The sequence below is a fragment of the Pseudomonas sp. DF5 genome (assembly GCF_058148225.1).
In genome coordinates this window covers 1-26,303 of the sequence record NZ_JBYVYM010000005.1, presented here as the reverse complement: position 1 = coordinate 26,303, position 26,303 = coordinate 1, and the positions used below count along the sequence as shown (strand labels likewise).

21 protein-coding genes are annotated in these 26,303 nt (G+C 60.3%); 4 read left to right on the top strand and 17 right to left on the bottom strand.

The genetic code is table 11. The annotated features are described in order from the left end of the window. Window positions 1–117 precede the first annotated feature (117 nt). From AC30D7_RS06405 to mdaB, 8 genes are all read right to left on the bottom strand, one after another. Window positions 118–330: a FitA-like ribbon-helix-helix domain-containing protein gene (locus AC30D7_RS06405; RefSeq protein ID WP_490133482.1), complete on the bottom strand. Its 213-nt coding sequence runs from the start codon at window positions 328–330 to the stop codon at window positions 118–120. A gap of 67 nt (window positions 331–397) precedes the next feature. Beyond that, window positions 398–766 (bottom strand): glyoxalase superfamily protein, encoded by a 369-nt coding sequence (locus AC30D7_RS06400; RefSeq protein WP_490133481.1) that lies wholly within the window; start codon window positions 764–766, stop codon window positions 398–400. A 161-nt stretch (window positions 767–927) separates the two neighbouring features. Further along, window positions 928–2,385, bottom strand: a complete 1,458-nt coding sequence (locus tag AC30D7_RS06395) for an N-acyl-D-amino-acid deacylase family protein (RefSeq protein WP_490133480.1) — start codon at window positions 2,383–2,385, stop codon at window positions 928–930. A 1-nt stretch (window position 2,386) separates the two neighbouring features. Next, a complete protein-coding gene (locus tag AC30D7_RS06390; protein WP_490133479.1) occupies window positions 2,387–3,247 on the bottom strand; it encodes a MurR/RpiR family transcriptional regulator in 861 nt (286 codons plus the stop codon). Window positions 3,248–3,262: 15 nt separating this feature from the next. Beyond that, window positions 3,263–4,612, bottom strand: a complete 1,350-nt coding sequence (locus AC30D7_RS06385) for a GntT/GntP/DsdX family permease (RefSeq protein WP_258672318.1) — start codon at window positions 4,610–4,612, stop codon at window positions 3,263–3,265. 214 nt (window positions 4,613–4,826) lie between these two features. Further along, complete coding sequence (locus tag AC30D7_RS06380) at window positions 4,827–6,272, bottom strand: SulP family inorganic anion transporter (protein WP_490133478.1); 1,446 nt, start codon at window positions 6,270–6,272, stop codon at window positions 4,827–4,829. Between the two features lie 206 nt (window positions 6,273–6,478). After that, entirely contained in the window at window positions 6,479–7,390 is a 912-nt protein-coding gene (locus AC30D7_RS06375; protein ID WP_490133477.1) for a LysR substrate-binding domain-containing protein, read from the bottom strand. A 55-nt stretch (window positions 7,391–7,445) separates the two neighbouring features. Beyond that, the gene (mdaB, locus tag AC30D7_RS06370) at window positions 7,446–8,036 is read right to left on the bottom strand and encodes an NADPH:quinone oxidoreductase MdaB (RefSeq protein ID WP_490133476.1); all 591 of its coding nucleotides are present in this window, start codon (window positions 8,034–8,036) and stop codon (window positions 7,446–7,448) included. Between the two features lie 159 nt (window positions 8,037–8,195). Between mdaB and AC30D7_RS06365 the strand changes: the two genes are divergently transcribed. Then, on the top strand, window positions 8,196–8,510 hold the full coding sequence (locus tag AC30D7_RS06365; protein ID WP_305411048.1) for a putative quinol monooxygenase: 315 nt from the start codon (window positions 8,196–8,198) through the stop codon (window positions 8,508–8,510). Here AC30D7_RS06365 and AC30D7_RS06360 read toward each other — a convergent pair. Beyond that, window positions 8,500–9,264: a sulfite exporter TauE/SafE family protein gene (locus AC30D7_RS06360; protein WP_490133475.1), complete on the bottom strand. Its 765-nt coding sequence runs from the start codon at window positions 9,262–9,264 to the stop codon at window positions 8,500–8,502. The two genes, AC30D7_RS06365 and AC30D7_RS06360, sit on opposite strands and share 11 nt — an antisense overlap. A gap of 233 nt (window positions 9,265–9,497) precedes the next feature. Between AC30D7_RS06360 and AC30D7_RS06355 the strand changes: the two genes are divergently transcribed. Continuing rightward, on the top strand, window positions 9,498–10,382 hold the full coding sequence (locus AC30D7_RS06355; RefSeq protein ID WP_490133474.1) for a LysR substrate-binding domain-containing protein: 885 nt from the start codon (window positions 9,498–9,500) through the stop codon (window positions 10,380–10,382). Window positions 10,383–10,537: 155 nt separating this feature from the next. Further along, window positions 10,538–10,882, top strand: a complete 345-nt coding sequence (locus AC30D7_RS06350) for a cupin domain-containing protein (protein ID WP_007900627.1) — start codon at window positions 10,538–10,540, stop codon at window positions 10,880–10,882. A 94-nt stretch (window positions 10,883–10,976) separates the two neighbouring features. Here the strand turns inward: AC30D7_RS06350 and mmsB are convergent, their stop codons facing one another. Both mmsB and AC30D7_RS06340 read right to left on the bottom strand, forming a co-directional pair. After that, window positions 10,977–11,864 (bottom strand): 3-hydroxyisobutyrate dehydrogenase, encoded by an 888-nt coding sequence (gene mmsB / locus AC30D7_RS06345; protein ID WP_019582621.1) that lies wholly within the window; start codon window positions 11,862–11,864, stop codon window positions 10,977–10,979. Between the two features lie 10 nt (window positions 11,865–11,874). After that, on the bottom strand, window positions 11,875–13,392 hold the full coding sequence (locus tag AC30D7_RS06340) for a CoA-acylating methylmalonate-semialdehyde dehydrogenase (RefSeq protein WP_490133473.1): 1,518 nt from the start codon (window positions 13,390–13,392) through the stop codon (window positions 11,875–11,877). 163 nt (window positions 13,393–13,555) lie between these two features. Here AC30D7_RS06340 and AC30D7_RS06335 point away from each other — a divergent pair, with 163 nt between their 5' ends. Beyond that, the gene (locus AC30D7_RS06335; protein ID WP_096481194.1) at window positions 13,556–14,503 is read left to right on the top strand and encodes a LysR family transcriptional regulator; all 948 of its coding nucleotides are present in this window, start codon (window positions 13,556–13,558) and stop codon (window positions 14,501–14,503) included. Here the strand turns inward: AC30D7_RS06335 and yfiB are convergent. The 6 genes from yfiB to recC form a co-directional block, all read right to left on the bottom strand. Next, complete coding sequence (gene yfiB, locus AC30D7_RS06330) at window positions 14,500–15,003, bottom strand: outer membrane lipoprotein YfiB (protein WP_490133472.1); 504 nt, start codon at window positions 15,001–15,003, stop codon at window positions 14,500–14,502. The genes AC30D7_RS06335 and yfiB overlap by 4 nt on opposite strands. A 5-nt stretch (window positions 15,004–15,008) precedes the next feature. After that, on the bottom strand, window positions 15,009–16,277 hold the full coding sequence (gene dgcN / locus AC30D7_RS06325; RefSeq protein ID WP_490133471.1) for a diguanylate cyclase DgcN/YfiN: 1,269 nt from the start codon (window positions 16,275–16,277) through the stop codon (window positions 15,009–15,011). Further along, window positions 16,274–16,849 carry a regulatory sequestration protein YfiR gene (gene yfiR, locus AC30D7_RS06320; protein ID WP_028939939.1) on the bottom strand — a complete coding sequence of 192 codons (576 nt, stop codon included), beginning with the start codon at window positions 16,847–16,849 and terminating at the stop codon, window positions 16,274–16,276. The genes dgcN and yfiR overlap by 4 nt, the downstream gene beginning before the upstream one ends. Window positions 16,850–16,966: 117 nt before the next feature. Beyond that, entirely contained in the window at window positions 16,967–19,075 is a 2,109-nt protein-coding gene (gene recD / locus AC30D7_RS06315; protein ID WP_490133470.1) for an exodeoxyribonuclease V subunit alpha, read from the bottom strand. Further along, on the bottom strand, window positions 19,072–22,761 hold the full coding sequence (gene recB / locus AC30D7_RS06310) for an exodeoxyribonuclease V subunit beta (protein WP_490133469.1): 3,690 nt from the start codon (window positions 22,759–22,761) through the stop codon (window positions 19,072–19,074). The genes recD and recB overlap by 4 nt, the downstream gene beginning before the upstream one ends. Further along, window positions 22,758–26,210, bottom strand: coding sequence for an exodeoxyribonuclease V subunit gamma (recC, locus tag AC30D7_RS06305; RefSeq protein ID WP_490133468.1), 3,453 nt, complete (start codon window positions 26,208–26,210; stop codon window positions 22,758–22,760). The genes recB and recC overlap by 4 nt, the downstream gene beginning before the upstream one ends. Window positions 26,211–26,303: the final 93 nt, after the last annotated feature.

Genomic DNA, 26,303 nt, shown 5'->3' with positions numbered 1-26,303 from the left:
CAAGCCTCGCTCCTACAGGTTACTCACTGAACCTGTGGGAGCGGGCTTGCCCGCGAATGCTTTTGAACAGACACAAGTTATTTCGGGTTAGCCCTTGCTTCGCATTCACTGCCCACTCTAGCGATGTGGCAGATCCGACACGATCCCGCCACTAGTTTTGAATCGGTTGTTGATTCGTGTCCCCAATCCATGAGCACCATCCATCTGAGCGAGAGCGCGCCTCAGAATCAAGCGAGCCTCTTCCTCCATGGACCTGCCATTACTGCGCGCGTTGTTGCGCAATTGCTCATAAATCTGCGGGTCAAGATTGCCAATGGTAAGGCTGGCCATAAGCGCCCTCTGTGCTCGCTGAATTGATCGGACGACACTATCACGGGTTAAGCTTTTTCCTGCTGCCTCAAACACTAATCGTATTGGTAAAAACCAACCGATTGCCAAACGGGTCGGCCACGGTCATGTCCTGACTGCCCCACGGCATCGCCTGGATTTGTGGGTGCGCAAACTTATATTCCTTGGCCAGCAATTGCTGCTGAAACGCCTCCAGCTCATCGGTCTCGATGCGCAGGGCCGAGCCCGGTGTCGCGTCGCCATGGTGTTCGGAAAGATGCAGTACGCATTCGCCACGGGAGATTTGCAGGTACAGCGGAAAGTTAGCTTCGAAACGATGCTGCCAATCAATCTTGAACCCCAGGAACTCGACGTAGAACTCCAATGCCTTGGCTTCATCGAAAATCCGCAGGATCGGGGTGGTTTTGCCGAAACTCATGGGGTAACTCCCTGACTGAATGAGCCCAGTGTAGCTGGGCTGGATGTCAGCGCTTCGGCTTGGCGACGGCTTTCTTTAACTGCAATGTGCCACCATGAGACCTGGATCAAAAGATCGTCCGAACGCGGCCCGAACCTTCGGCAGCTTCTACGAAGGCGCGATCAATGAAACCCTTTACGCAAATCCCCCTCTCGCGCCAGAAATCGCCCTTCCCTTCTGCCGTTCGCCTGCCCGTCGCGATAACTCAAGGCACCATTGATCCATACGCCATCAATCCCTTGCGCCGCCCGTTGCGGATCGTTGAAGTCGGCCACATCGCGAATCGTCGCCGGATCGAACAACACCAGATCCGCCCAATATCCTTCACGAATCTCGCCACGTTCCTTCAAGCCAAAGCGTGCCGCCGACAACCCGGTCATCTTGTGCACGGCGGTGTGCAGCGGAAACAGGCCGACGTCGCGACTGAAATGTCCGAGCACTCGTGGGAAGGCGCCCCACAAGCGTGGATGCGGAAACGGGTCTTCCGGCAAACCGTCGGAGCCGATCATCGACAGCGGATGCGCGAGGATGCTTCGTACATCGGCCTCGTCCATGCCGTAATACACCGCCCCCGCCGGCTGCAGTCGGCGGGCTGCTTCGAGCAGCGCAGTGCCCCACTCGGCAGCAATGTCCATCAGATCCCGCCCCCCCATTTCCGGGTGCGGCGTGGACCAGGTGATGGTGATGCGATGGGCGTCGGTGACTTGCTTGAGGTCCAGCGTCGAAGAACTCGCCGCGTAGGGATAACAATCGCACGCCACCGGGTGGGTTTTCGCGGCGTGTTCGAGGGACGCCAGCAATTGCGGACTACGGCCCCAGTTACCGGCGCCGGCACATTTGAGGTGGGAAATGATCACCGGCGACTGTGCGTGGCGTCCGATGCGGAACGCCTCGTCCATGGCCTCCAGCACCGGTTCGAACTCACTGCGTAAATGGGTGGTGTAGACCGCGCCGAATGCCTTCAACTCTTCGGTCAACTGCATCACCTCATCAGTGGATGCCGAGAAGGCGCTGGCATAAGCCAGGCCTGTGGATAAACCCAAGGCACCGGCCTCAAGGCTGTCGCGCAGTTGCTCGCGCATCGCGCTGATTTCAGCGTCGGTCGCGGTGCGATACAGATCATCCAGGTGATTGCTGCGCAACGCGGTGTGCCCCACCAGCGCAGCTACGTTCAGCGTGGTATTGGCCGCTTCGACGGCGGCGCGATAGTCGCTGAAGCGCGGATACACAAACGCCGCGGCGGTGCCGAGCAGGTTCATCGGGTCCGGCGGATCACCGCGCAAACTCACCGGCGACGCGCTGATCCCGCAATTGCCGACAATCACCGTGGTCACGCCCTGGCTGAGTTTGGGCAGCATCTGTGGCTGGCGAATCACCACCGTATCGTCGTGGGTATGCACATCGATGAAACCCGGCGCCAACACTCGGCCAGCGGCCTCGATTTCTTCGATGGCGCGAGCGTCGTGCAAGTCGCCGATTCGCTCGATGCGGCCATTCAGAATCGCCACGTCAGCGGGGTAACCGGGGGTGTTGCTGCCATCGATAATCAGCGCATTGCGGATCAGCGTGTCGTACGTCATGTCAGTCTCCCAGCGGCAAGTGATCGTCGCCGCCGCGGTAGTCGTCCAGGGCCAGTTTGATCCGACGCAGACGTTCTTGATTGTCTTCAGGACTGGCCAACGCCAGCTCGGTGGCGAGCACATCGATGGCCAACAACATGCCGTAGCGCGCCGCCGTGGGTTTGTAGATAAAGGAAGTCTCGGCGCTTTGCAGCGGTAACAGCACATCGGCCAATTGCGCCAGCGGCGAGTCGGCGCGGGTGATGGTGAGAATTCGTGCGCCGTAGCTGCGCGCCAGCTCCACCGCTTCGAGCAGTTCGGGCGTGATGCCGGTCAACGAACAGGCGATGACCGCGTGTTCGGCGCCAAGGCTGGCGGCGGTGACGCGCATCATCACCGGGTCGTGACACGCCGCAATCGGGTAGCCGAGGCGCACCAGCCGCACTTGCAGTTCATCGCTGCACAGGGTCGAGCAGCCGCCCATGCCGAAGGCGTGAATCATCCGTGCCTTGCCCAACAGTTTCACCGCATCGGCGAAGCGCGACTCATCGAACGCCGCCAGGTGCTGGCGCAAGGTCGACTCGATATCGCCGACAATCTGCCCGTAGAACGCCGACTGTTCGGGCGTGCCCGCCGGGTCCAGAAAGCGGCTACCGACGCCACTGGCCTGGGCCAGTTGCAGGCGCAAATCCCGCAGGTCGCGGCAACCGACTGTGCGGGCGAATCGCGACAGCGTGGCGGTGCTGACTTCCGCCCGCTGCGCCAGCTCATCGAGGCTGGCGGATGCGGCAAATCCTACGTCGTCGAGCATCAGCCGAGCGATACGTCCTTCGCCGGCGCTGAAGGATTCCTGACGAGCGCGGATCTGATAGAGGATGTCCATGGCGGATGGCTCCGACTAAAGCAGGTGAGAAAGGCCAACGGTCAGGCCGAAGGCGACCACCGAGATCAGCGTCTCGAGCACTGTCCAGGTCTTGAAGGTCTGGGTGACGGTCATGTTGAAGTATTCCTTGATCAACCAGAAGCCGCCGTCGTTGACGTGGGAAAAGATAACCGACCCCGCCCCCGTCGCCAGCACCAACAACTCCGGATGCGGATAACCCAGACCAATGGCCACCGGCGCGACAATCCCCGAAGCGGTGGTCATGGCCACGGTGGCAGAACCAGTGGCGATGCGCATCAACGCGGCGAACAGCCAGCCCATCAACAGCGGCGACAACTGGAATTCATCGGCGAGGCTGACGATCTGATTGGTGACCCCAGCGTCCACCAGAATCCGGTTCAAGCCACCACCGGCACCGACCAGCAAAGTGATGCTGGCGGTCGGCGCCAGACATTCATTGGTGAACTTGAGGATCGACTCGCGATTGAAGCCCTGGGCCAGGCCGAGGGTCCAGAAACTCAGCAAGGTCGCCAGCAGCAAGGCAATCACCGAGTTGCCGATGAACAGCAGGAACTGATTGAAACCGCTACCCGGCGTGGAGATCAGGTTGGCCCAGCCGCCGATCAACATCAGCACCACCGGCAACAGAATCGTGGCCATGGTGACACCAAAACCCGGCAGGCTATCGCGCGGCTCACGCTCCAGGAACTGGCGTTCCAGGGGGTTATCGGCCGGCAGTTGAATGCGCGGCACGATGAATTTGGCGTACAGGGGACCGGCGATAATCGCGGTCGGAATACCGATCAGAATCGCATAGAGCAAGGTCTGCCCCACTGATGCCTGATAGACCTGCACCGCCAGCATCGCCGCCGGGTGCGGCGGTACCAGCGCGTGGACCACCGAAAGCCCCGCAACCATCGGCAAACCGACCATCAGAATGGACACGCCCACCCGCCGCGCCACGGTAAACGCGATCGGCACCAGCAAGACAAAACCGACCTCGAAGAACAGCGGCAGCCCTACAAGAAAGGCGATACACACCATCGCCCAGTGGGCATTTTTCTCGCCGAAACGGTCGATCAAGGTGCGCGCCACCCGCTCCGCACCGCCGGACTCGGCCATCATCTTGCCGAGCATCGTGCCCAGCGCCACCACCAGCGCAATGTGCCCCAGCGTCTTGCCAACCCCGGCTTCATACGCCCCCACCACACCCGACGGCGGCATCCCCGCCAACAGCGCCAGGCCGATAGACACCAGGGTGATCACAATGAAGGGATTGATCCGGTAACGGGCGATCAGAACGATCAGCGCAATGATGGCGATGGCGGCGTAAACCAACAGCCAATAGCCGAAAGAAAGCGTCATGCGGTACTCCTCGAAAGGGTCACGTCGAATGGGTTGTGAAACTCATAAATCATTTCGACGGACTACTTTCAAACGAAGTGAAAGTAATTTTCGTGGAGGGATATGGGATGTCGTGCAGAGGTATGGGAGATCGCGGGTCATGAAAATCGGATAGAGGGATTTTCATTCCTCCACGCTGATCGTTCCCATGCTCGGGAACGATCACTCATCAATGTCAGTCGTGATGCTCGCTGGCGCGCTTGAGCAGTTTCTTGCAGCGTTCGGACAGGTGCAGCACGCGTAGCTGCTTGCCAGCCTTGGTGTAGCGCTCGCGCAATGTCTTCAGCGCGGCGATGGCCGAGTAATCAACGAAGCTCAAGTGGCGACAGTCGACAGTGACCACGGATGGATCATTGGCGGGATCGAACTGGTTGAGAAAAGGCGTCGTCGAGGCAAAGAACAACGTGCCGTGCAGGAGGTAGAGCTTGCTGCCGTCGGCTTCAACATGACTGTCGGCATACAGCTCGCGAGCGTGTTGCCAGGCAAAGTTGAGCGCCGCAATGATGATCCCGCACAACGCGGCGATGGCCAGATCGGTGAACACGGTAATCACCGTGACCGCGATGATCACCAAGACATCGTTCAGCGGCACCTTGTTCAGCACCCGCAGCGAAGCCCAGGCGAATGTCTGCTGCGCCACCACGAACATCACCCCGACCAATGCGGCCAGCGGAATGCGCTCGATCAGCGGCGAAAGAAACAGCACAAACAGCAGGATCATCCCCCCGGCAACCGCACCGGACAGCCGACCGCGACCGCCGGAGCTGAGGTTGATCACGGTTTGCCCGATCATCGCGCAGCCACCCATGCCGCCGAACACACCAGAAACCATGTTGGCAGCGCCCAAGGCCACGCACTCGCGATCCGGGTAGCCACGGCTCTCGGTGATCTCGTCGGTCAGGTTCAGGGTCAACAGGGTTTCCAACAAGCCGACCACCGCCATCAATATCGCGTAAGGGACGATGATGCGCAGGGTCTCCGGGCTCCAGGGGATGTCTGGCAGCGCAAAACCCGGCAAGCCACCGGCAATGTGCGCCATGTCGCCCAGGGTGCGGGTCGGCAGGCCTAGCAGGTAAACCGCCAGCCCAACGCCCAGAATCGCCACCAGCGCCGGCGGCACGGCCCGCGTCAGGCGCGGCATCAGGTAAACGATGGCCATCGTCAGCGCCACCAGCCCGATCATCATGTACAGCGGCGCCCCACTCAACCAGGCCTCACCGCTCTTGAAGTGCTCCAACTGGGCCAGCGCAATGACAATCGCCAGACCGTTGACGAAGCCGAGCATCACCGGATGCGGCACCATGCGCACCAGCTTGCCCAGCCTCAACAGACCAAACGCCAACATGATCAGCCCGCCCAGCAACACCGTCGCCAGCAAGTACTGGACACCGTGCTGCACCACCAGCGCGACGATCACCACCGCCATCGAGCCAGCGGCACCAGACACCATCCCCGGCCGTCCGCCGAAGAGCGCAGTCAGGGTGCAGATGATGAAAGCGCCGTAAAGCCCCATCAATGGATTGAGGTGGGCCACCAGCGCGAAAGCGATACATTCGGGGAGCAGGGCGAAAGAGGTGGTGAGTCCGGCCAGGACATCGGCGCGCAGACGTTTGGGTTTCATGGCTTACCTAAAAATACAGGCGGGAAAAGAGGGACGCGGATGTTACGGAATTGACGGCGGGCGGGCCAGTGAATGGGTGGCCAAAACCGCTTTCGCGAGCAAGCCCGCTCCCACACTGGACTTGCATCAATTCACCATAATGGGAACGACACAGGACCAATGTGGAAGCGGGCTTGCTCGCGAAGAACGATCACGCGGTCTGCGAATCAGCCCCTGAAATCGGCAATCGCATAAGCCGCCAATTTGCCCTGGATGAAGTCCAGAAAGCACTGGATCCGTAGGGCCAGTTGCGAGTTGCGGTAGTACACCGCGTTGATGGGTTGGCGATATCCGCTGTTGAACTCCGCCAGCAACACCTGCAAGCGACCGGCGCGGATGTCGTCGATGGTCATGAAGTGCGACAGGCAGGCAATGCCTTGACCGGTCAGCGCCAGGTGCCTGATCGTCTCGCCACTCGACGCACTGATCGACGCCTGAATCGGCCAGCGGTCACCATGGACATAGCGCAGTGGCCATTGGTTGAGACCTTCGTTATGGGTAAAACCCAGCAGCGTGTGCTCGCTCAAATCCTCGACAGCGCTCGGTACGCCGTGTTGTTCCAGATACGCTGTGCTTGCGACGATGTGCAGCGGGCTGCAACCCAGGGAGCGGGCGTGCAGGGTCGAGTCGGCCAGCGTGCCGATGCGAATGGCGATGTCGGTGCTTTGTTCGAGCAGGTCGATGATCAAATCGTTGCTGTTGAGTTCGAGCTGGATGTCCGGGTAGAGACGGCGGAACTCATCGATGTACGGCACGATGGCGTGCAGCATGAACGGCGACGCGGCGTTGATCCGCAGTCGCCCGGACGGGGTTTGCTGGCGTGAGGACAGACGCTCTTCGAGCTCGTCCATCTGATCGAGAATCAGCTTGGCGTGCTCGAAGAAATATTTGCCCTCTTCGGTCAGGTCCATGCGCCGCGTGGTGCGATTGATCAGCGTGGTATCGAGCTTGGCCTCCAGCCGCGACAGCGTGCGGCTGACCGCCGACGGCGTTTGCCCGACTTGCTCAGCCGCAGCCGAAATCGACCCGCACTCAATCACGCAGACGAAAATCTGCAACTCATCGGATCTGGCTTTCACGTGTGTCCCTTATCGATAGTCCTGCGCTGCTTCAGATATCGATAGTAGCCGAGCGTCATGCCTTAAGGCCAAACACCTCGGTCAAGTGCTGCTCATAACGCGCCACATCAGCTTCGATATTCGGGCGCTTCATTACATCGACGCACAGAAAGGTCGGCAGACCGGTCATGCCGAGGAAGGTATTGGCCTTGTGGAACGGTAGGTACACCGCGTCCACGCCCTTGGCTTCGAAGAAGTCGGTCGAGTCGTCGAAGGCTTGCTGCGGGGCGTTCCAGGTCACCGACAGCATGTATTTTTTACCGTGCAGCAAGCCGCCGCTGCCGTACTTCTGCGACGCGTCGGAGCGCGTGCGACCGTCGCTGGCGTAGAGGCTGCCGTGGCCTGCGGTGAAGACTTCATCGACGTACTTCTTGACGGTCCAGGGCGCACCCATCCACCAGCCTGGCATCTGATAAATGATCACATCGGCCCAGAGGAATTTGGCGACTTCCTCGGCGACGTCGTAGCCCTCGTCGATGAACGTGGTTTTCACATCCACCCCACCGCGATCCAGCACGCTCAACGCTGCTTGGTGCAACGTTGTGTTGTAGCGACCATCGGAGTGGGCAAATTTTTTGCCGCCATTGAGCAACAGGACTTTTTTCATGAGGAATCTCGCAAGGTTGAAATCGATGGCGGCAGACTAGCGATCAGCCTCGCGCGGAATAAGCGCTCAATCCGCAAAATTCATTTGACCTATACGCACGAATCAACAAGCGATTGTTGCCATAAACTTGCGCCGATTCTGACTGTTTAGGAGATTCTGATGAGCGAGCTGCAAGGCTTCATCCTGCACGCCAAGACCCGCCCGGATAAAGCCGAGGCCTTCGAAGCGTTCTTCCGTGCCTATGTCGAACCGAGTCGCGCCGAACCCGGTTGCATCGAGTACCACATGCTGCGAGACAAACAGGACCCGACGCTGTTTATCTTCTACGAGATCTGGCAATCCCAGGCCCATCTGGACGTGCACTCGAACCTGCCCCATATGAAGCAGTTCCTCGATATGCGCATGGAGTATCTGGAGCAGGATTTCGATATCCGCCCAATCGAGATGCTCAGCACATCGTCCGCTAGCCGCTGATCAGCAAGTGGCCGCCGAGCACGCCGAGGCCGATGAAGAACACGCGCTTGAACAACACGGCGCTGATCCGCAGGCGTAGCCATTGCCCCAGCAACATGCCGAGCACCGCCGGGATCAGCGCCAGCAGCGACGCGCTCAACTCGCCACCGCCGAGGGCGCCGCGCCATAACAGGCCGGCGGCCAACGCGAGAGTCGAGACAGTGAACGACAGGCCTAGCGCCTGTACCAGTTCATCCTTGTTCAAGCCCAGCGCTTGCAAATAAGGCACCGCCGGAATCACGAAGACACCGGTGGCCGAGGTGATGACGCCCGTCAGCACACCGCAGAGCGGACCGAGCCAACGCTCGGTGCGACCGCCGACGCGCAAGGACGGCAGGATCAACCCGCTCAAGGCATAAACCAACAACGCCGCTCCCAGCCCCCGCACTACCCAATGTCCACCGGCCATGCCGATCCATATTGTGCCAGCACCTGTGCCGATGAAAATCGCCAGCAGCATCGGCCACAACCGGTGCAACAACCCGCGCAAATGACCGCCGAAGGCCAGTTGCCAGACGTTGGTCAGTGTCGCGGGAATGATCAACAACGCCGCAGCCTGCGACGGCGCCATAGCCAGACCGAGCAAGCCCATGGCAATGGTCGGCAGGCCGAGGCCGATCACGCCCTTGATCATCCCGGCCAGCAGAAAGGTGGCGACAACCAATAAGGACAGGGCCAAGCCCAGATGTTGATAGAACGCGGCGAGTGTATTCATGGGGCTATCCTGAGCCCTGACGGTTGCCTTGAAAATCTGCCATATACTGAGGCTGCCTCTTGTCCAACAAGAGGCATAAGGCTTCGTCGATGCTGCTGACGCCTTCGCGGGCAAGCCCGCTCCCACAGGGTCTGGTGCGGACACAAAGAGTCGGCACACCCGCGATCCATTGTGGGAGCGGGCCTGCCCGCGAAGGCCTCCGCCCGGCCAACAATCCTCCCGAGGCTGTAACAATGCACTTCGACCTCACCGACCTGCGCCTCTACCTGAATATCCTCGACACCGGCAACATCACCGCCGGTGCCGCCCGCAGCCATTTGTCGCTGGCGGCGGCGAGTGCACGAATCCGCGCGATGGAAGCTTCGCTGGGCATCGAGTTTCTGGAGCGAGGTCGCCGCGGTGTCAGCCCCACTCCGGCCGGCAAGGCGCTGGCGCAGCACGCCCGAGTCCTGTTGCAACAGGCCGAGCGCATGCAGCAGGACCTGGTCGAATACGCCAAAGGCGTCAAAGGCCAGGTGCGGTTGCTGTGCAATACCACTGCGATCACCGAGTACCTGCCGGAATTGCTGGCGGACTTTCTGCGCGACCATCCGAATCTCGACATCGACCTGCAAGAAATGCCCAGCACACGTATCACCCACGCCTTGCGCCAGGGCGCGGCGGACCTGGGGATCGTGTCTGACGCCGTGGATACCGACGGCCTGCAAACCCGCTATTTCCGTGACGATCCACTGGTGCTGATTCTGCCGAGGGGGCATCCCTTGGCCGCTGCCGGAGCGTTGAATTTCAGCACCACCTTGCACCACGATTACGTCGGCCTGAACGCCAACAGCGCCTTGGCCGTGTACCTGGAAGAACAAGCCCTTCACAGCGGCTTGCGGATGCAGATCCGCATCCGTGCAGATGGATTCGATGGCGTGATGCGCATGGTCGCCCGGGGGGCCGGGCTGGCGATCGTGCCCTTGGCGGCGGTCGAGCGCTGGTCGACTGAAACGCCGTTCAAAAGCGTGGTACTGGAGGAGCCGTGGGCTCGCCGCAAACTGTTGCTGTGCGCCCGGGATTTCACGGTTCTGCCCGGTTATGTCCAGGCCTTGCTGAACGCCTTGACTCTCCCTTGAGGGGCGGTTTTTTGCCCGCTGGAAAATCTTTGAGCGTTTGCGCGTTTCTGGACAGCTCGATGTCGAGTACAGACAACTGACCGGTGAGCGGGCGCTATAGGGTGCGACTTCAGTTCTTCAATACCACTCTCTCTATTCCAAGGCCCGGAGTCCACATGACCGCACCGATTACCGTTCTTCGCGACACTCACCCGTTGCCCGTGCTCGACGCCTGCAAATGGGAAAAACTCGAAGGCGATCCGCACACCGTCAACCTCAACGCCTACACCAGCGAAGATGGCAGCAAGATCATGGGCACCTGGATCTGCACGCCGGGCAAGTGGTATGTGGAATACGTGAAGTGGGAATACTGCCACTTCCAGGAAGGCTACTGCATCATCACCCCGGAAGGCATGGCGCCGATCCACCTGCGGGCCGGTGACATCTTCGTCATCGAACCGGGGATGAAGGGCACGTGGGAAGTGGTTGAAACCGTGCGCAAATATTTCGTGTTTGCCTGATGCAAAAAACCGAGAGACCACCCGACGTGGTCTCTCGGTAAAAAGGCATGCATGAATCCTGTGGCGAGAGAGCTTGCTCCCTCACCACAACCGCTTATTGGGGTTTGCGATAGCTGTTGATGATCGCCGAGAAGTCCTTCCCCCCTTCCCCACGTAGGCTCATCGCCTGATACAACTGCTGGGCCACCGCGCCGAGCACGACCGGCTGGTGCGCCTGACGCGCCGCCTCAGTGGCCAGCCCCAGATCCTTGAGCATCAGTTCAGCACCGAAACCGCCGGTATAACCGCGCGAGGCCGGCGCTGTTTCGACGATGCCCGGCCACGGGTTGTACATCTCCGAACTCCAGCAACGCCCGGTTGAACTGTTGATGACGCCCGCCAGCACGGTTGTGTCGATACCCAGGGCGCTGCCCAGCGCCATGGCTTCGCTGACACCGACCATGGAAATCCCCAGCAGCAAGTTGTTGCAGATCTTGGCGATTTGCCCGGTGCCGACTTCGCCGCAATGGACGATGTTGCGGCCCATCTGCGCCAGCACCGGTTGCAGAGTGGCGAACAGTTCAGGCGTGGCGCCGACCATGAAGGTCAGCGTCCCGGCCGCTGCACCGCCAGTGCCACCGGAAACCGGTGCATCGGCCATGGCCACGTCTTGCTTTGCGGCCGCCGCGGCAACATCTCGCGCCGTCTGCGGATCGATGGTGCTGCAATCCACCGCTGGCACGCCTTTGGCGATGCCCGCCAGCACACCGTCTTCACCCAGCCAGACACTGCGCACATGGGCCGCTGCCGGCAACATGGTGATCACCAGTTGCGCGTCTTTCGACGCTTCCTTCGGTGAAGTGCTGATGGTGCCGCCGAGTTGAGCCAGTTCGGCCAGCACGGTTTGATTGAGGTCAAACAGGTTGAGCGAATGGCCGGCCTTGATCAGGTTGCGCGCCATTGGCGCGCCCATGTTGCCGAGACCGATAAAAGCGATTTTCATGTCCGGCTCCTTAGCGCAAGTGGATGGTGGTGTTCACACCGTGGTTGATGCTGTCGTCATCGAACCAACGTGCAGTGACGGTCTTGGTTTGAGTGTAGAACTGCACCACTTGCTTGCCATACGGACCGAGGTCGCCGAGCTTCGAACCACGGGAACCGGTGAAGCTGAAGAACGGTACCGGCACCGGGATCGGGATGTTGATGCCGACCTGGCCAACGTCGATTTCCGACTGGAATTTACGCGCCGCCGCACCGCTCTGGGTGAACAGCCCCGTGCCGTTGCCGAACGGGTTGGCGTTGACCAGGGCGATGGCCTCATCGAGGGTGTCGACTTCCAGCACTACCAGCACCGGGCCAAAGATTTCCTGGGTGTAGATCTGCATCTCAGGGGTTACGCCAGAGAACAGGGTCGGGCCGACAAAGTTGCCCTGCTCGTAGCCCGGAACAGTGATGTCGCGACCGTCCAGCTCCAGCTTGGCGCCTTCCTTGATCCCGCTTTCGATCAGCTCGAGAATCCGCGCCTTGGCCCGCTTGGAAATCACCGGACCCACATCAGTGCCTGGCTCGCTGCCGGCATTGACCTTGAGTTTCTGCGCCAGCGCCTTGAGATCCGGCAGCCATTGTTTGGCCGCGCCCACCAGCACCACCACCGAGGTGGCCATGCAGCGTTGCCCGGCCGCACCGAAACCGGCGCCGACCAGTGCATTGAGCGCTTGCTCGCGGTTGGCATCGGGCAGCACAACGGCGTGGTTCTTGGCCCCCATCATCGATTGCACGCGCTTGCCGTGTTTGCCGGCCAGATCGTAGACATGCGTGCCGACTGCGGTCGAACCGACGAACGAAACAGCCTTGATGTCCTTGTGGGTGCAAAGCGCATCCACCACATCCTTGCCACCATGAACGACGTTGAGCACACCTGGCGGAATGCCGGCTTCAATCGCCAGTTCCACCAACAGCATGGTCGACATCGGATCCTGCTCGGAAGGCTTGAGCACGAAGGTGTTGCCGCAGGCGATGGCCATCGGGAACATCCACAGCGGAATCATCGCCGGAAAGTTGAAAGGGGTAATGCCGGCGCAGACGCCGATCGGCTGACGCAGGGTATAGGTATCGACACCGCCTGCGACGTTCTCGGCGAACTCGCCCATTTGCAGGCTGCCGATGGAGCAAGCGTGCTCGACCACTTCCAGGCCACGGAAGATATCGCCTTCAGCGTCGGCGATGGTTTTGCCCTGCTCATTGCTGAGCACCACGGCAATACGCTTGGAGTGCTCGCGAATCAGCGCCTGAAGCTTGAGCATGATGCGCATCCGCGCGCCGATTGGCGTCAGCTTCCAGGTCTGAAAGGCGCGATGGGCGGCGCTGATGGCTGCATCGACTTCAGCAGCGGTCGCGAAGGGGACTTTGGCCAGCACTTGCTGAGTCGCCGGATTGACGATGTCGTGCCATTCGGTGGACTGGGATTCGACCCACTCGCCATCGATCAACAACTTGACCTTTTGCACGGTGGTTTCTTGCGATGCGTTCATGTTGGGTCTCCGGGACGTTGTTCTTATTTAGAGAGCTATCTTGGGAGCCAAGGCGAGAAAGTCGCCTTGTGATGAGGCGTGTGTCGCGATTTGGTTGTCGGACTGTTTTTGGAGTATAGATGTGCAAACTTCTAATAAGAACGCACATAAAAGCCGGTCCATCATGCAAAAAAACATCACGTCTTTAGGCTCGTTGAACTGGGATGACCTCAAGTTTTTCCTTGAAGTTGCCCGTACTCGCAAGGCCAGCACCGCAGCCAAGCGCCTGGCGGTGGACTACACCACCGTGTCGCGACGCATCAGTTCGCTGGAGACCTCGTTAGGTACGCTGTTGTTCGAGAAGTCCCGCACCAGCGGCTTCGTCCTGACTGCTGAAGGCCAGCGTCTGCTGGGTTACGCCGAGTCGATCGAAAGCACCCTGCACATGGCCTGCGAACAGGTTTCAGGCTCAGGCGTCGCGTTGTCCGGGCATGTGCGTATGGGCTGTACCGAAGGGTTCGGCAGCTTTTTCATCACCCCGCAGCTGAGCCATTTCGTCGACGCCTACCCGGCGATCTCGGTGGACATCCTGCCGCTGCCCCACTTCATCAGCCTGTCCAAGCGCGAGGCAGACATCGTCATTGCGCTGGAGCGACCGGAACACGGCCCTTATGTCTGCTGCAAACTCTGTGACTATCGATTGCAGCTGTACGCGACCCAGGATTATCTGGACAAGCACCCACCGATCCGCCGCCCGGCAGACTTGGGCAAGCATCAATTCATCAGTTATGTGGACGACCTGGCGTTCAGCTCGGAGCTGCTGTACCTGGCAAATGTGCTGCCCGGTGCCAGCGCCAATCTGCGCAGCACCAGTGTGATCGCGCAGTTCGTGGCGGCGCAGCAAGGACGGTCACTGGCGATTCTGCCGTGCTTTTTGGCGGCTCAGGATCCGCGATTGCTGCCGGTGTTGCCGCAAGAGATCACCATCACCCGGCAGTTCTGGATGTACTGCCGCGAGGACCTGCGCAAGCTCAAGCGGATCACCTTGCTGTGGGACTACATCCGTGGCGTTACCGAGCAGAATCATGCGCTGTTGATGGGGGAAAGCCGGGAGATGGTGTTCGCCGATTAATCCGCACTCACTACGATCGACACCCGGCGGTTCTCGGTACGCCCGGCCGCGGTGGCGTTGGAGGCGACGGGCTTGCTGCTGCCCAGGCCGCGCAGCTGGATGTTTTGTTCTTTTATGCCGACAGCGGCCAAGACATTGCCGACGCTTTTCGCGCGACGCAGGGAAAGTTGTTCGTTATAGGATTCCTCGCCCGAGGCATCGGTATGGCCGTCAATCCTCACCCGCTCGATTCCCACGCCCAACAACGCCTTGCCAATGCGTTCGACGATCTGGGTACTGGCGGGGTTGAGGTGTTCGACATCGCTACCGAACAGCACTTTGCCGGACAGGCCGAAGGCCCAGCCCTCATCCGTCATCTCGAAACCTTGTTGCTTGAGCACAGCGATCTGCGCCGGGGTCAGTCCTTTCTGCGGTGTCGTCTGGCAACCGGTCAATGCCAGCAAGGTCATGAATAAGCTAATCGTAAAAAATCGCAGAGAACGCTGAGTGAATGTGAACACAAAAATTAGCTCCTGGTTTGAAGATGGACGACAGAGTGCTCCGACCCTGCCGTGTGGTGAGCGCCTCGGGAAAGGCGTTTGGCCTGATACATCGCGGCGTCTGCAGCATCGAGCAGCGCACCGGGCGTAAGCCCATGATCCGGGTACACGGCGATTCCGATGCTGAGTGAAGTCAACACCTGGGTACCGCCCGGCAACGGGATTGGCGCGTCCATACTGGCAATGATTTTGTCGGCAATCCGTTCGGCGTCTTCTATCTTGTGCAGCGGCGTCAACAGCACGGCAAACTCATCGCCGCCCAGACGCGCAACCAGATCTTCTTCACGCAACTGCGCACGAACCCTTGTCGCCACGGCGATCAGCACCGCATCACCGGCAGCGTGACCGAAGTTGTCGTTGATCTCCTTGAACCGGTCGCTGTCGAGAAACAGTACGGCCACTCCCTCATCCAGCTTGCCCGCATTGCGCAAGGCGCGCATCAGGCGGCCTTCGAAAAACGCCCGATTCGGCAACCCGGTAAGGCTGTCATGGCTGGCCTGGTGGGCCAGGGTTTCGTTTTCGTTTTGCAGATGGGTCTGCCAGGACTCGAGCTCGTCGAGCAAAGCATTGAAGTCGTTGCCCAGGTTGTCGAGTTCGGCAATGTCGGCGGGCGGTACGCGTCGGTCGAAGGCACGCTCGCTACGGGCGGCGTGAGCCACGGCAGCCAGGCTGCGCAACGGGCCGGTGATTCCTCGCAATTGCCGACGCGCCAGATAGAGCGCAACCCAGGCACTGACAGCGGTACACAAGACGATTCCCACCAGACCGCTGAGCAAGAAGCGCATCAGGCTACCGCCGTGACCGATGAGCAGTATGCTGCCGATTTCCTGACCTTGATGGGTGATCGGCATGCTGATGGGTTTTTCCAGAATCGTTCGGGCGATCTGCATTTCAAGATCGGAGAGCCATCCCGTTTCCGGTCGTTGCCAACGTGCGAGCAACTCGCCTTGCTCGTCCATTACTTGTGCATCAGCCACTTCTTCAGTGGACGCGATCAATGCCAGCGCTTCGGTGGCGGCAGCCTTGTCGTTGAACACCACCGCGGCTTCCACGGTGTAGTTGATCGAACGGGCAATCAGATGCAGGTTGTGATCGGCATAGACCCGCAAAGCCAGAACACCCAGCAGGGTCAGTGAAACACTGGCCATGGCCACGCCCACCAGGGCGACGATCAAATGTCCACGGCCGATAACCGACCCCAGGGTCGGACGTATGCGAGGTTTGAATAGACTCATGGCGCCGCCGGCTTGCGGCGCGACAGTTGCAGCACGCTGGGATGAATGCGCACACCGCTGCGGGCGACCGAGTCGAGGTTGACCTCGAAGGACACCTGCTCATCACCGACCCGCAGGCAGAACAGACTGCCGACAGTGCATTGATCGCCGCCTTCGCTGATGCTCACCACCGGGCGTCCCGTCAACGAGGCGAATAGCCGACTGCGTTCATCGCCGGTCAGCTTGCCGATGTACACCGCATCGCATTCACTGGCGATGACCGGGTTATCGGCCAGCAACCGTCGTACAGTAACCGGTCGACCCGTGGCTTGTGTGGTGCCTTTGACCAGGTCGTCGGTGTATTCAGTGGGGCCGACCACGCACAGGCGCAGTTGTTGGGGCTCAACAGGCCATCGGGCATAACTGAGGATCCCGAGCACCACCTGAGTGACCGACCTGGCACGTTGGTCGGCTTTGCTCACGATAGTTTCCGACTCAGCACAGGCAACGCCCGTCAACAAACAGAGGAGGCCGGCAAGCAGCACTTGTTTGCAGCCAACGACGCGCTCTGTCGCCCAGACAGCCAACTTCATGCAGGAATTCTCTACGATCGCAACAAAATGATGCCGCAACGATAGCACAGCACCGAAACACCAGCGAGGCGACGCACCACGGCGCATCGGACAGATTCCGGCGGCTGGCACCGCCCCTCAATGGCTCGGCCAGGCACCCTCTTCCAGCTCCAGCATTAACCCGCTCAAGCGCTTGACCTTGCGCCGCACGGCCTCTTCGAATACGCCGGCTCGAGGCTCAATCAGGGTGAACCAGTCCTTGGCCCGGGTTATCCCGGTATAGATCAGTTCCTTGGTAAGCACAGGATTCAAAGCATCCGGCAGAATCAACGCCGTATGGGCAAATTCCGAGCCTTGGGATTTGTGCACGGTCATGGCATACACCGTGTCGACATCGTTGAGTCGGCTTGGCAGGACAAAGCGCACACCGCCCTGCCCGTCATTACGCGGGAAGGCCACACGCAGCACGTGCCGTCCGGCCTCCGGGCCTTCACGCTCCGGCAGCTTGAGGGCAATGCCAATGTCACCGTTCATCAAACCCAGGCCATAGTCGTTGCGGGTCATCAGCACGGGCCGACCTTCGTACCACTGATGATCGCTGTCGATCAGCCGAGCCTTGAGCAGCGCATCGGTCACGCGCTGATTCAAGCCTTCCACACCCCAAGGCCCTTTGCGTACGGCACACAACAGCTGGAAAGCGTCGAAGGCTTGTAGCACCACGCGAGCCCAATCAGCCCAGCATGGATCGTCGAGCGGGCGGTCGAGCGGTGGTCGCTGGCTGCGCAAAAGACTCAGGTAATGCCGATAGCCTTGCGGCCCCCCGCCATGGCCCTCGAGCAACAAGCGCTCCAGCGCCCGGTCCTGCTCACCCTTGAGGGGCAGGGAAAATACGTCGTCATGACTTGCAGCGGCCAATAACTTGCGCGCGTCCTCGGGATGCTGCTGGTTGACCCAACGAGCCAACTGACCAATGCCGCTACCCTCGCCGAAGCGCCGTGAGTGGCGCAGCATCACAACTTGCTGGGCCAGTGGATGCACTCCGTGGGTGTCTTCGCGCAAACCGCTGGCATCGAGGCGTTCACCGCTGACCGCCTCCAGCCACTGGCGGGTCTGCGGGCTGTACCAACCGGCTTCGGCATCGCGACACAGATCGCCCAGTACGGCACCGGCCTCGACCGACGCCAGTTGATCCTTGTCACCGAGCAGCACCAGACGGGCATGGGGCGGCAACGCATCGAGCAGGTTGGCCATCATTTCCAGGTCGATCATCGAGGCTTCGTCCACCACCAATACATCCAGCGGCAAGCGATTACCGGCGTGGTGGCGGAAATGCCGGGTGCCGGGACGACTGCCGAGCAAACGGTGCACGGTGGTCACATCCGACGGGATCTTCTCGCGCACCGTTTCAGGCACTTTCAGGGTTTGAACCTGCTGACTGATGGACTCGGTCAATCGTGCGGCAGCTTTGCCAGTGGGTGCCGCGAGACGAATGCGCAGCGGTTTACCGGCCTCCACTGCGGGTGCCTGGAGCAATGCAAGCAAGCGCACGACCGTGGTGGTCTTGCCGGTTCCCGGGCCGCCGGTGACGATGCTGAATGCACTGCGGGTAGCCAGGGCACACGCGAGCTTCTGCCAGTCGATCACTTCATCAGACCTGGCTGGACCGAACAGGCCGGTCAAGCGTTGGAGCAAATCACCCGGGGTTGCTTCGTGTGCCGCCAGACGCTGGCGCAGGGCGTGGTCGATGCGCCGTTCGTAAGCCCAGTAGCGGCGCAGGTACAGACGCTTGCCCGACAGCACCAACGGCCGGTGTTGCGCGGCCTCACGCCCATCGACAGCCAGAGCCACCAGACGGCTGGACGCCAGGACCTTGCACCAATGGGCACCGTCCAGCGCCTCAAGCAATTGCGACGGCAGCAACATCGCACCGCTTTGCACATCACCTTCCGGCGGCAGCGACAAAGCGAAGTCCGGCTCCTTCAGTGTTTCGAACAGATCCAGGCAGACATGACCGTGGCCCAGTTGGTGACTGATCAACGCGGCGGCCAGCAGCACCAGCGGATCATCGTCGGGAGCGAGCTCGTGGAGAAACGCGACGAAGGCCTTGTCCAGCGCCCGCAGCCAGCCGCGTTCGACCCAGCGCGTGAGCAGCAGCAACAAGTCATCAGCGCGGCTCAACGGGGCCAGGTCCGCCAGACTTTCGGCCGCCAACGGCGTAGGCAGCAAATCGGCGAAAGTGCGACTCATAGCAATACTCCCTGTTCCCAGGCAGGTTCGGCCTTGGGCTCTGGCTTGCCCTGGAACAACCGGTCCAGGCGCTCGATCAGCTCCCGTGGCGGACGGGCAAAATACACACCCTGGCTGGCCGCTCGAGTACCGCGAAGAAACAGATACAACGCTCCACCGACATGCCGGTCGTAATCGTAATCGACCAGCCGAGCCTTAAGCTGGCGATGCAGGGCGAGCAGGTACAGTACGTATTGCAGGTCGTAACGGTTATCGAGAATCGACTGCTCCATGGCCTGCTCGGTATAGGCCGCGTCATCGACGCCCAGCCAGTTGGATTTGTAGTCAGCGACGTAGTAACGGCCTTCATGCTCGAACGTCAGGTCGATGAAGCCTTTGAACATGCCATTGAGCAGCACCGGTTCGGCGGCCACCCGGGCCACGCCGTGATGGGTGTATTGACGCACAAGCTCATCGAGCTTGAGTACATCGACTTTATGACTGGCGAACCAGAACTCCATCTCGACCCGGTATTGAGTGAGTTGCTCGAACACCACCGGCGCCTGCCCGCCACCGATGTGCAATGGGGATTTGAGCAAGTGTTGTAGCCAGCCGCTCAGCGTGGTGATCCAGCCTTCCCAGCCACGGCGGTTGCAGCGACGGGCGATCGCGTCTTCCACGGTTTGCGGTGCAGCGGCAAAACCTTCGTCACCGGCCCACTCGAGCAATCCATGAAGAAAAGTGCCGGGGTTCGGACCACGAGGGAATCGATGGATATCTGCGCCGCCAGCGGCGACTTCTCGTGGAGCTTCAGGATCAAGGCGTTCGTCATCAAAGAGCTTTTGTGCTTGCGCGCTCTCCGGTGCTTCGTCACTGCCCACGCTCAGACTGTCACCAATGCGTAGGGCGCTGTAAGAAGCGATCCACCAGTTTTCACTGGCCTTGCGCCGGGGTATCAGCGGGGCCAACAAGGTCGCTTCATTGCGTGGCGGATGGTAATGCTCGGCGGTCGCGTCAGGCATTCCAGCGTAGTTCAGCGCCGCACAGTCTTGCTGCAGGTCTTCCAGCCAACGACGCAGCCCAGCCGACTCGGCCAATGGCGCACCACCGCCCAACAGATAACCCAACGCCGAAAGGTGCAGGACCGAGCCATTGTTATTGCCACGCTTGAGGTCCGCCACACCCAGCCAGCACGCATGTTGCGCCCGGGTCAGGGCCACATAGAGCAGTCGAAGGTCTTCGGCCAAACGCTCATTATCGGCGAGGGCGATCAACTCGGCCGTCGGCTTCAAGCTCACCTGCGCCTTGCCCGCGGCATCGTGGTAATACAACGGCAGACGACTGCCATCCACCGGTTTTGCCGAGCAGATGAACGGCAGAAACACCAACGGATATTCAAGCCCTTTGGATTTGTGGATGGTCACGACCTTGACCAGTTGCTCGTCGCTTTCCAGGCGCAGGATCTGTTCTTCGCCAGCCTGACCGGACAATGCCAGATGCTCGGACAAATGACGGATCAGTGCTTGCTCGCCATCGAGTTCGGCGGCGGCCTGCTGCAGCAACTCGGACAAGTGCAGCAGGTTGGTCAATATCCGCTCACCATCGCTGCGCGCGATCAACGCCTGGGGCAGCTGAAAATCATGTAGCAATCGCCGCAACATGGGCAGCACGCCCTGTTTGCGCCAGAGCTCGCGATAACCGCGGAACTGCATGACCCGTGCTTCCCAGGCCAGTTCGTCCTGATTCAGTCGCTCCAGTTCAGCCAGTGAAAGGTTCAGCGTGATGCAGGCCAGCGCGGCACGCAGGGGACGTTCGACATCCGGCTCGGCACACGCCTTGAGCCAGGTCAGCAGGTCATGGGCCTCTTGTGCGGCGAATACCGAATCCTTGTCTGACAGGTAAACACTGCGCACACCGCGGGCGGAAAGTTCGCCACGCACGGCCTGGGCCTCTTTGCCGTCGCGCACCAGGATTGCGATGTCCGCCGGCAACAGGCCTCTGAAACCCTTACCATCCTGGATGAAGCCCGCACGCCCCTGCTGACCGCCATTGAGCAACGCAGTGATCTCACTGGCGCAGACGGCGGCCAATTGCTGTCGATACACCACGCCGGACAGTGGCTGATCAGAGGACAGATGCCAGACGTTCAAGGCAGGTACAACCTGACCATCAATATGCAGGACTTCTTTGCGCCCCTGGGACTCCACGGGCAGAAACGGTACAGGGTTCTCACCACTTTTCTCACGGAACAGGAATGCGCCGCGCCCCTGCTCGCGAGATTCTGCGTGCTCGAACACATGGTTCACCGCGTTGACCATGCCATGACTGGAACGGAAATTTGTACCCAGGGTATGCAGGCGGCCAGTGGTGGCTTGCCGGGCTCGCAGATAGGTATAGATATCGGCACCGCGAAAGGCATAGATCGCCTGCTTCGGGTCGCCGATCAGGAACAGGCCGGATTCAGAGTTGTTGTCTTCGATGCGATAAATGCTCTCGAAGATTCGGTACTGCACCGGGTCGGTGTCCTGAAACTCGTCGATCAGCGCAACCGGGAACTGCTCGCGGATCAAGGTCGCCAGACGCTCACCGCCATCGGACTGCAACGCCGCATCGAGACGCAGCAGCATGTCATCGAAACCCATTTCCGCGCGACGACGCTTTTCTTCCTCGAACCGAGCACCGACCCAGTGGGCGGCATGTTGCAGCACGGCGGCATCGGGGGTCGGCAAGCCATCGAGACTGGCCTTGAGGCCGGGCATCGCATCGAGACCGGGATGACGGGGAGCTTCACCTTTCCAGGCTTCAGCCATGCCATCGGGAGTCAGGCGAGTGAAGCCGGTGCCAATGTCCAGTTGCTCCAGAGATTCGTCTTCGGCCCAGGCCCGGAGCTTTTCGAACCAGGGTTCGAAGTAGCGCGCCTGCATCTTGCGACCATCGACGCTTTTGCTCGCGACGCCCTGATGACAGATGGCAAGCAGCTCATCGGCCCATTGGCGCCAGGGCATCTTGAGCTCGAGCAACGCGGCCCGTCGTTCCTCCAGGCACTCGGCAATCAACTCGGCAGGTTCTTTACCTTCAACGCTGTCACGCTCGCTGGCGAACAACCCACGCACTCGCGGCAACAACGCTGCCGGGCCACCCCAGTTGCCGCGAACCCAATTCAGCGCATCGCCTTGCATCGGATAGCAGAACAGTCGCCAGTAGTCGCGCAGGACTTCGCCAAGCAAATCACTGTGATCGGTTTCCAGGGTCTGGGTGAACAGGCTGCCACTGTCAAATGCATGTTCGCGCAGCATGCGCTGGCACCAACTGTGGATGGTCGATACCGCCGCTTCATCCATCCACTGGGCGGCGATGTCCAGGCGGTTTGCACAACCAGGCCACTGTTCTGGGAGGTATTGCTCGCGCAACTCGGCAATCAGGCCATCCGGTGCCGGTGTCTCATCGCGGAAAAAACGCGCAGCTTCAGCCAGTCGCGTACGAATACGTTCGCGCAGTTCTTTGGTCGCGGCATCGGTGAAGGTCACCACGAGGATTTGCGGCGGCAGCAATTCACGGCCAAAACCATTCGACTCGTCGCCATGACCAAGGACCAGACGCAAGTACAGCGCAGAAATGGTGAAGGTCTTGCCCGTCCCGGCGCTGGCTTCGATCAGTTGGCTGCCACGCAAGGGGAACGCCAAGGCCAGCGGTGTCTTCGTGGTCATGAGCGCCCCTCCTCGCTGGTCAATGAACGCCAGGGAGCCTCAAGCAGCGGCCGATACAACGCGTCGCACCAATCAGGGAAGGTCTCGTCGGCAATCAGGACATCGTAGTCGGCGTATTGCCGAGCGAGTGCCGGGCTTTCGCGGCGCTCACCATCAGTGGTCTGGCCATCGCCTTCATAGGCCTTGCGAGCGGCGGCGCCAGCCTTGACCGGATCGGTTTGAGCGAGCCAGGCGAAGGCTGTTTTTACAGCAATCGGCAGCGGCTGGCGCATACCCGTTTGCCAGGCCAGCAACAGATCGCCCAAGGCATCAAGTGCTGCATCCTTCGCCAAGGGAGCCAGTAACAGACTGTCGTCGCTCGCCACCAACGCGGTGGTCATCGACATCCCGCTGGCACAGGCAACCAGGTGATTGATCCATGGTCGTGTCAGACGATGCCATTTGCGTGTCTTGAGCGAGCCGATGCTGTTGGGAATCGTGGTGACCGATAGCAAACCACCGTCCGCGCGTTGATGCAGGCTACTGAGCCAGCCCTCCAGGCGCAGCCCATGCAGTTCCAGACTCACGGGCAACGCGCTGGTGAGTGGGGTCGGCCATAACGCCAGGAGCTGTTGATAGCGCTGCAACAGATCCGGCAACGGCTCGATCAACTCTCGCTGAAGGCATTCGCCAAAACCTGCCATAGGCAAGAGCCCGCTGTTTTGCAGGCGTTTCGCCTGCGCCTCCAGTACCTGATCGGTTTGGTCCAGTTGCCCCAGTGCTGCTTCTAGCAAGCTGTCGCTGAGGCTATAGCGTTGCAGCGCGTCGAGTACAAATGGCTCTTCATCCGCCAAAGGCGCTTCGGCAGCCTCGAAGAACACTTTGAGTCGCTGACTGAAGAAATGCCGTACCGGATTGCGCAGAAAATCCTGCAACTGACCCAGGCTCAGCGGCTCGTCCTGAATATAGGGCTCAAGAACCTCAATGGCAGGCGTCAAACCGCTGGACTGATGAAGTACCTGCCACTCGCTGGCGTAGCTGAACAAATCATCGCCTTCATGGAAGTAGCGTGCACTGAAGGGTTGCAGCGGATGTTCCTGAGTCATGGACTCAAGCAGATCAGCCTTGTCATCGTGCAATCGCCAACCGCTGGCGAGATGATCACGTAGCTGTCCTATCAATACCGAAGCCGGGCGCTCACTGTTGTCCCGAATACTGCGGCCGACCCAGCTGATATAGAGTTGGTCCCGCGCCGACAACAAGGCTTCCAGCAACAGATAGCGGTCATCTTCACGCCGGGAACGATCGCCGGGCCGGTAGTCGCTGCCCATCAGGTCGAAGTCCAGCGGCGGCTGCGCGCGAGGGTAATCGCCGTCATTCATGCCCAGCAGGCAGACCAGTTTGAACGGGATCGCTCGCATGGGCATCAGGGTACAGAAGTTGACGGCACCGGCGAGAAAGCGCTGAGACAAGCGACCTTGGTCGAGGCCAGCCAGCCAGGCTTCACGGACTACGGTCAGTGGTAACTCGTCCTGCAAGCCTACTGACTCGCAGGTCTCAAGCCAGGTCTCGCGCAACTCTTCGAGTTGAGCCAATAAATAGTCGTCATGTTCGTTACTGGCCTGGAAGAACAACTGCACCAGTGCTTGCAAGCGGATGCCCCAGAGTTTGGGCGACGCAGGTTGGGTGAGCTCCTGGTGGGCAATCTCCAGTGCATCCAGCAGTGCGACCAAAGGACCTATGAGCGCAGCATCCAGGCCACCGATCTCGTCGTAGGGTTCAATACCCTCGCAGGCACTGGCGCTGCCCACGGCATAACCAAGCAACATCCGTCGCAAGCCGAAACGCCAACTGTTTTGCTCCAGTTCTTCCGGCAGGCCCAGACCCGCACGCTGCTCGGCATTCATCCCCCAACGGATACCTGCGCCTTCGATCCAGCGGTGCAAAGTCGGCAGGTCACGTTCCTCTACGCCAAAGCGAGCGCGTAATGCCGGAACGTCCAGCAGATCGAGAATTTCGCTGACGGGGAAACGACTGTCGGGCAGCTTGAGCAGATGCTCGACAGCGATCAGTAGCGGGTCCCTGCCGCGCTGGCCTTGATCCGCGAGCGTGAAGGGAATGAAGCGTGGGTCGTGCCGATCAAGCTGACCAAAGACAGCGCGGATGTGGGGGGCGTAACTGTCGATGTCTGGAACCATCACGATCACGTCGCGAGGCCTTAAGTCTGGATCAGCACTGAATCGTGCGAGCAGCTGATCGTGGAGAATCTCCACTTCGCGTTGAGCGCTATGGGCGATGTGAAAACGGATCGATTCGTCCTTTGTCAGATCGACTGCAGGCCAACTCTCGCGAGTTTCGTTCAGGGGGCGCAATTCCAGGATGTCGTCCTGCAACTGATTGAGCATGCTCTGTGGCTGGTTATCGCTGAAAAGGTCGATGCGCCCATCACGAAACGCCGAGCGATAGCTGTTGGGATCGTCGTAACTGTCGAGCAGATTGATGTAGTCACGCCCCTGCTTGCCCCACGCCGCCAATAGTGGGTGGGCATGCTGATGGAGCGTTTGCGGATCGAGCACAACCGGCATGCCGCGCTTGCGAGCCTGACGCTTGTATTGATGCCGCAACAGGTCTTTATCGGCGACGATGTCCGCCCAATGGTGACGACATGGGTTGTGTACGCACAGCAAGACCTGGCTGAATCGAGCCAGCCCGGCAAGTGCTTCCAGGGCTTGAGCTGGCAGTGAAGAAATCCCGAAAACAATCACCCGTGAAGGCAATCCACTGGGCGCTGTGTCGAGACCATTGATACGCTCGATAAAACGTTGGTGGACACCTGCGCGGCTTTGCGCCATGCCTTGCTCACCGACATCCAGCAACAGCGCTCGCCACAGCTCTGCTTGCCAGCAATTGGCCGGGGTCAGGGCTTTGGCTTCGCCTCTGCCATTTCGTAATTGGTGACGGCCTTCTGCCCAGTCTTCGAGCCAGTCCGCCCTGTACACCTGATATTGGTCGAATAGATCGGCCAGCCGCTCCGCCAATTGATAGCGTTTGCGTAAGTCGGTGTCATTCGTAAGGAAGCGCTGCAGGGGTTCGAAGTGCGGTTGGTTGATCAACTGTGGCAGCAGACGCATCAGGCGCCAGGTCAGCGGGGCTTTATCGAGCAGGGACTTGGCCGGGATTTCGTCACGTCCCAGCACCATGCGATAGAGCTGCCACATGAAGCTGCCTGGCAGTTGCACGTCGATAGCTGCTGCGACTCCGCAACCGCCCATGTCGTCATCTTCAGGATCTTCGGCCAGTGCCAGCTTCAGCCATTGGGCGATGCCGTTGCTCTGTACCAAGGCAATTTCATTTTCCAAAGGGGCCAGCGGGTAGCGCCGCATCCAACTGACCACCAGGCTGCGCAGCTCGTCCAGGCGGTTGCCGTGAACCACCATAAAACCAGCACTGAGGGACGTAGCGTCCGGCATAAAGGCTTCCTTGGGAAAATACAAAAGCTAGGGCCGAACCTTAGCACTGTCGGCAGACCGTGACAGCCGGGACCGCTCCGATGTTGCTGTACG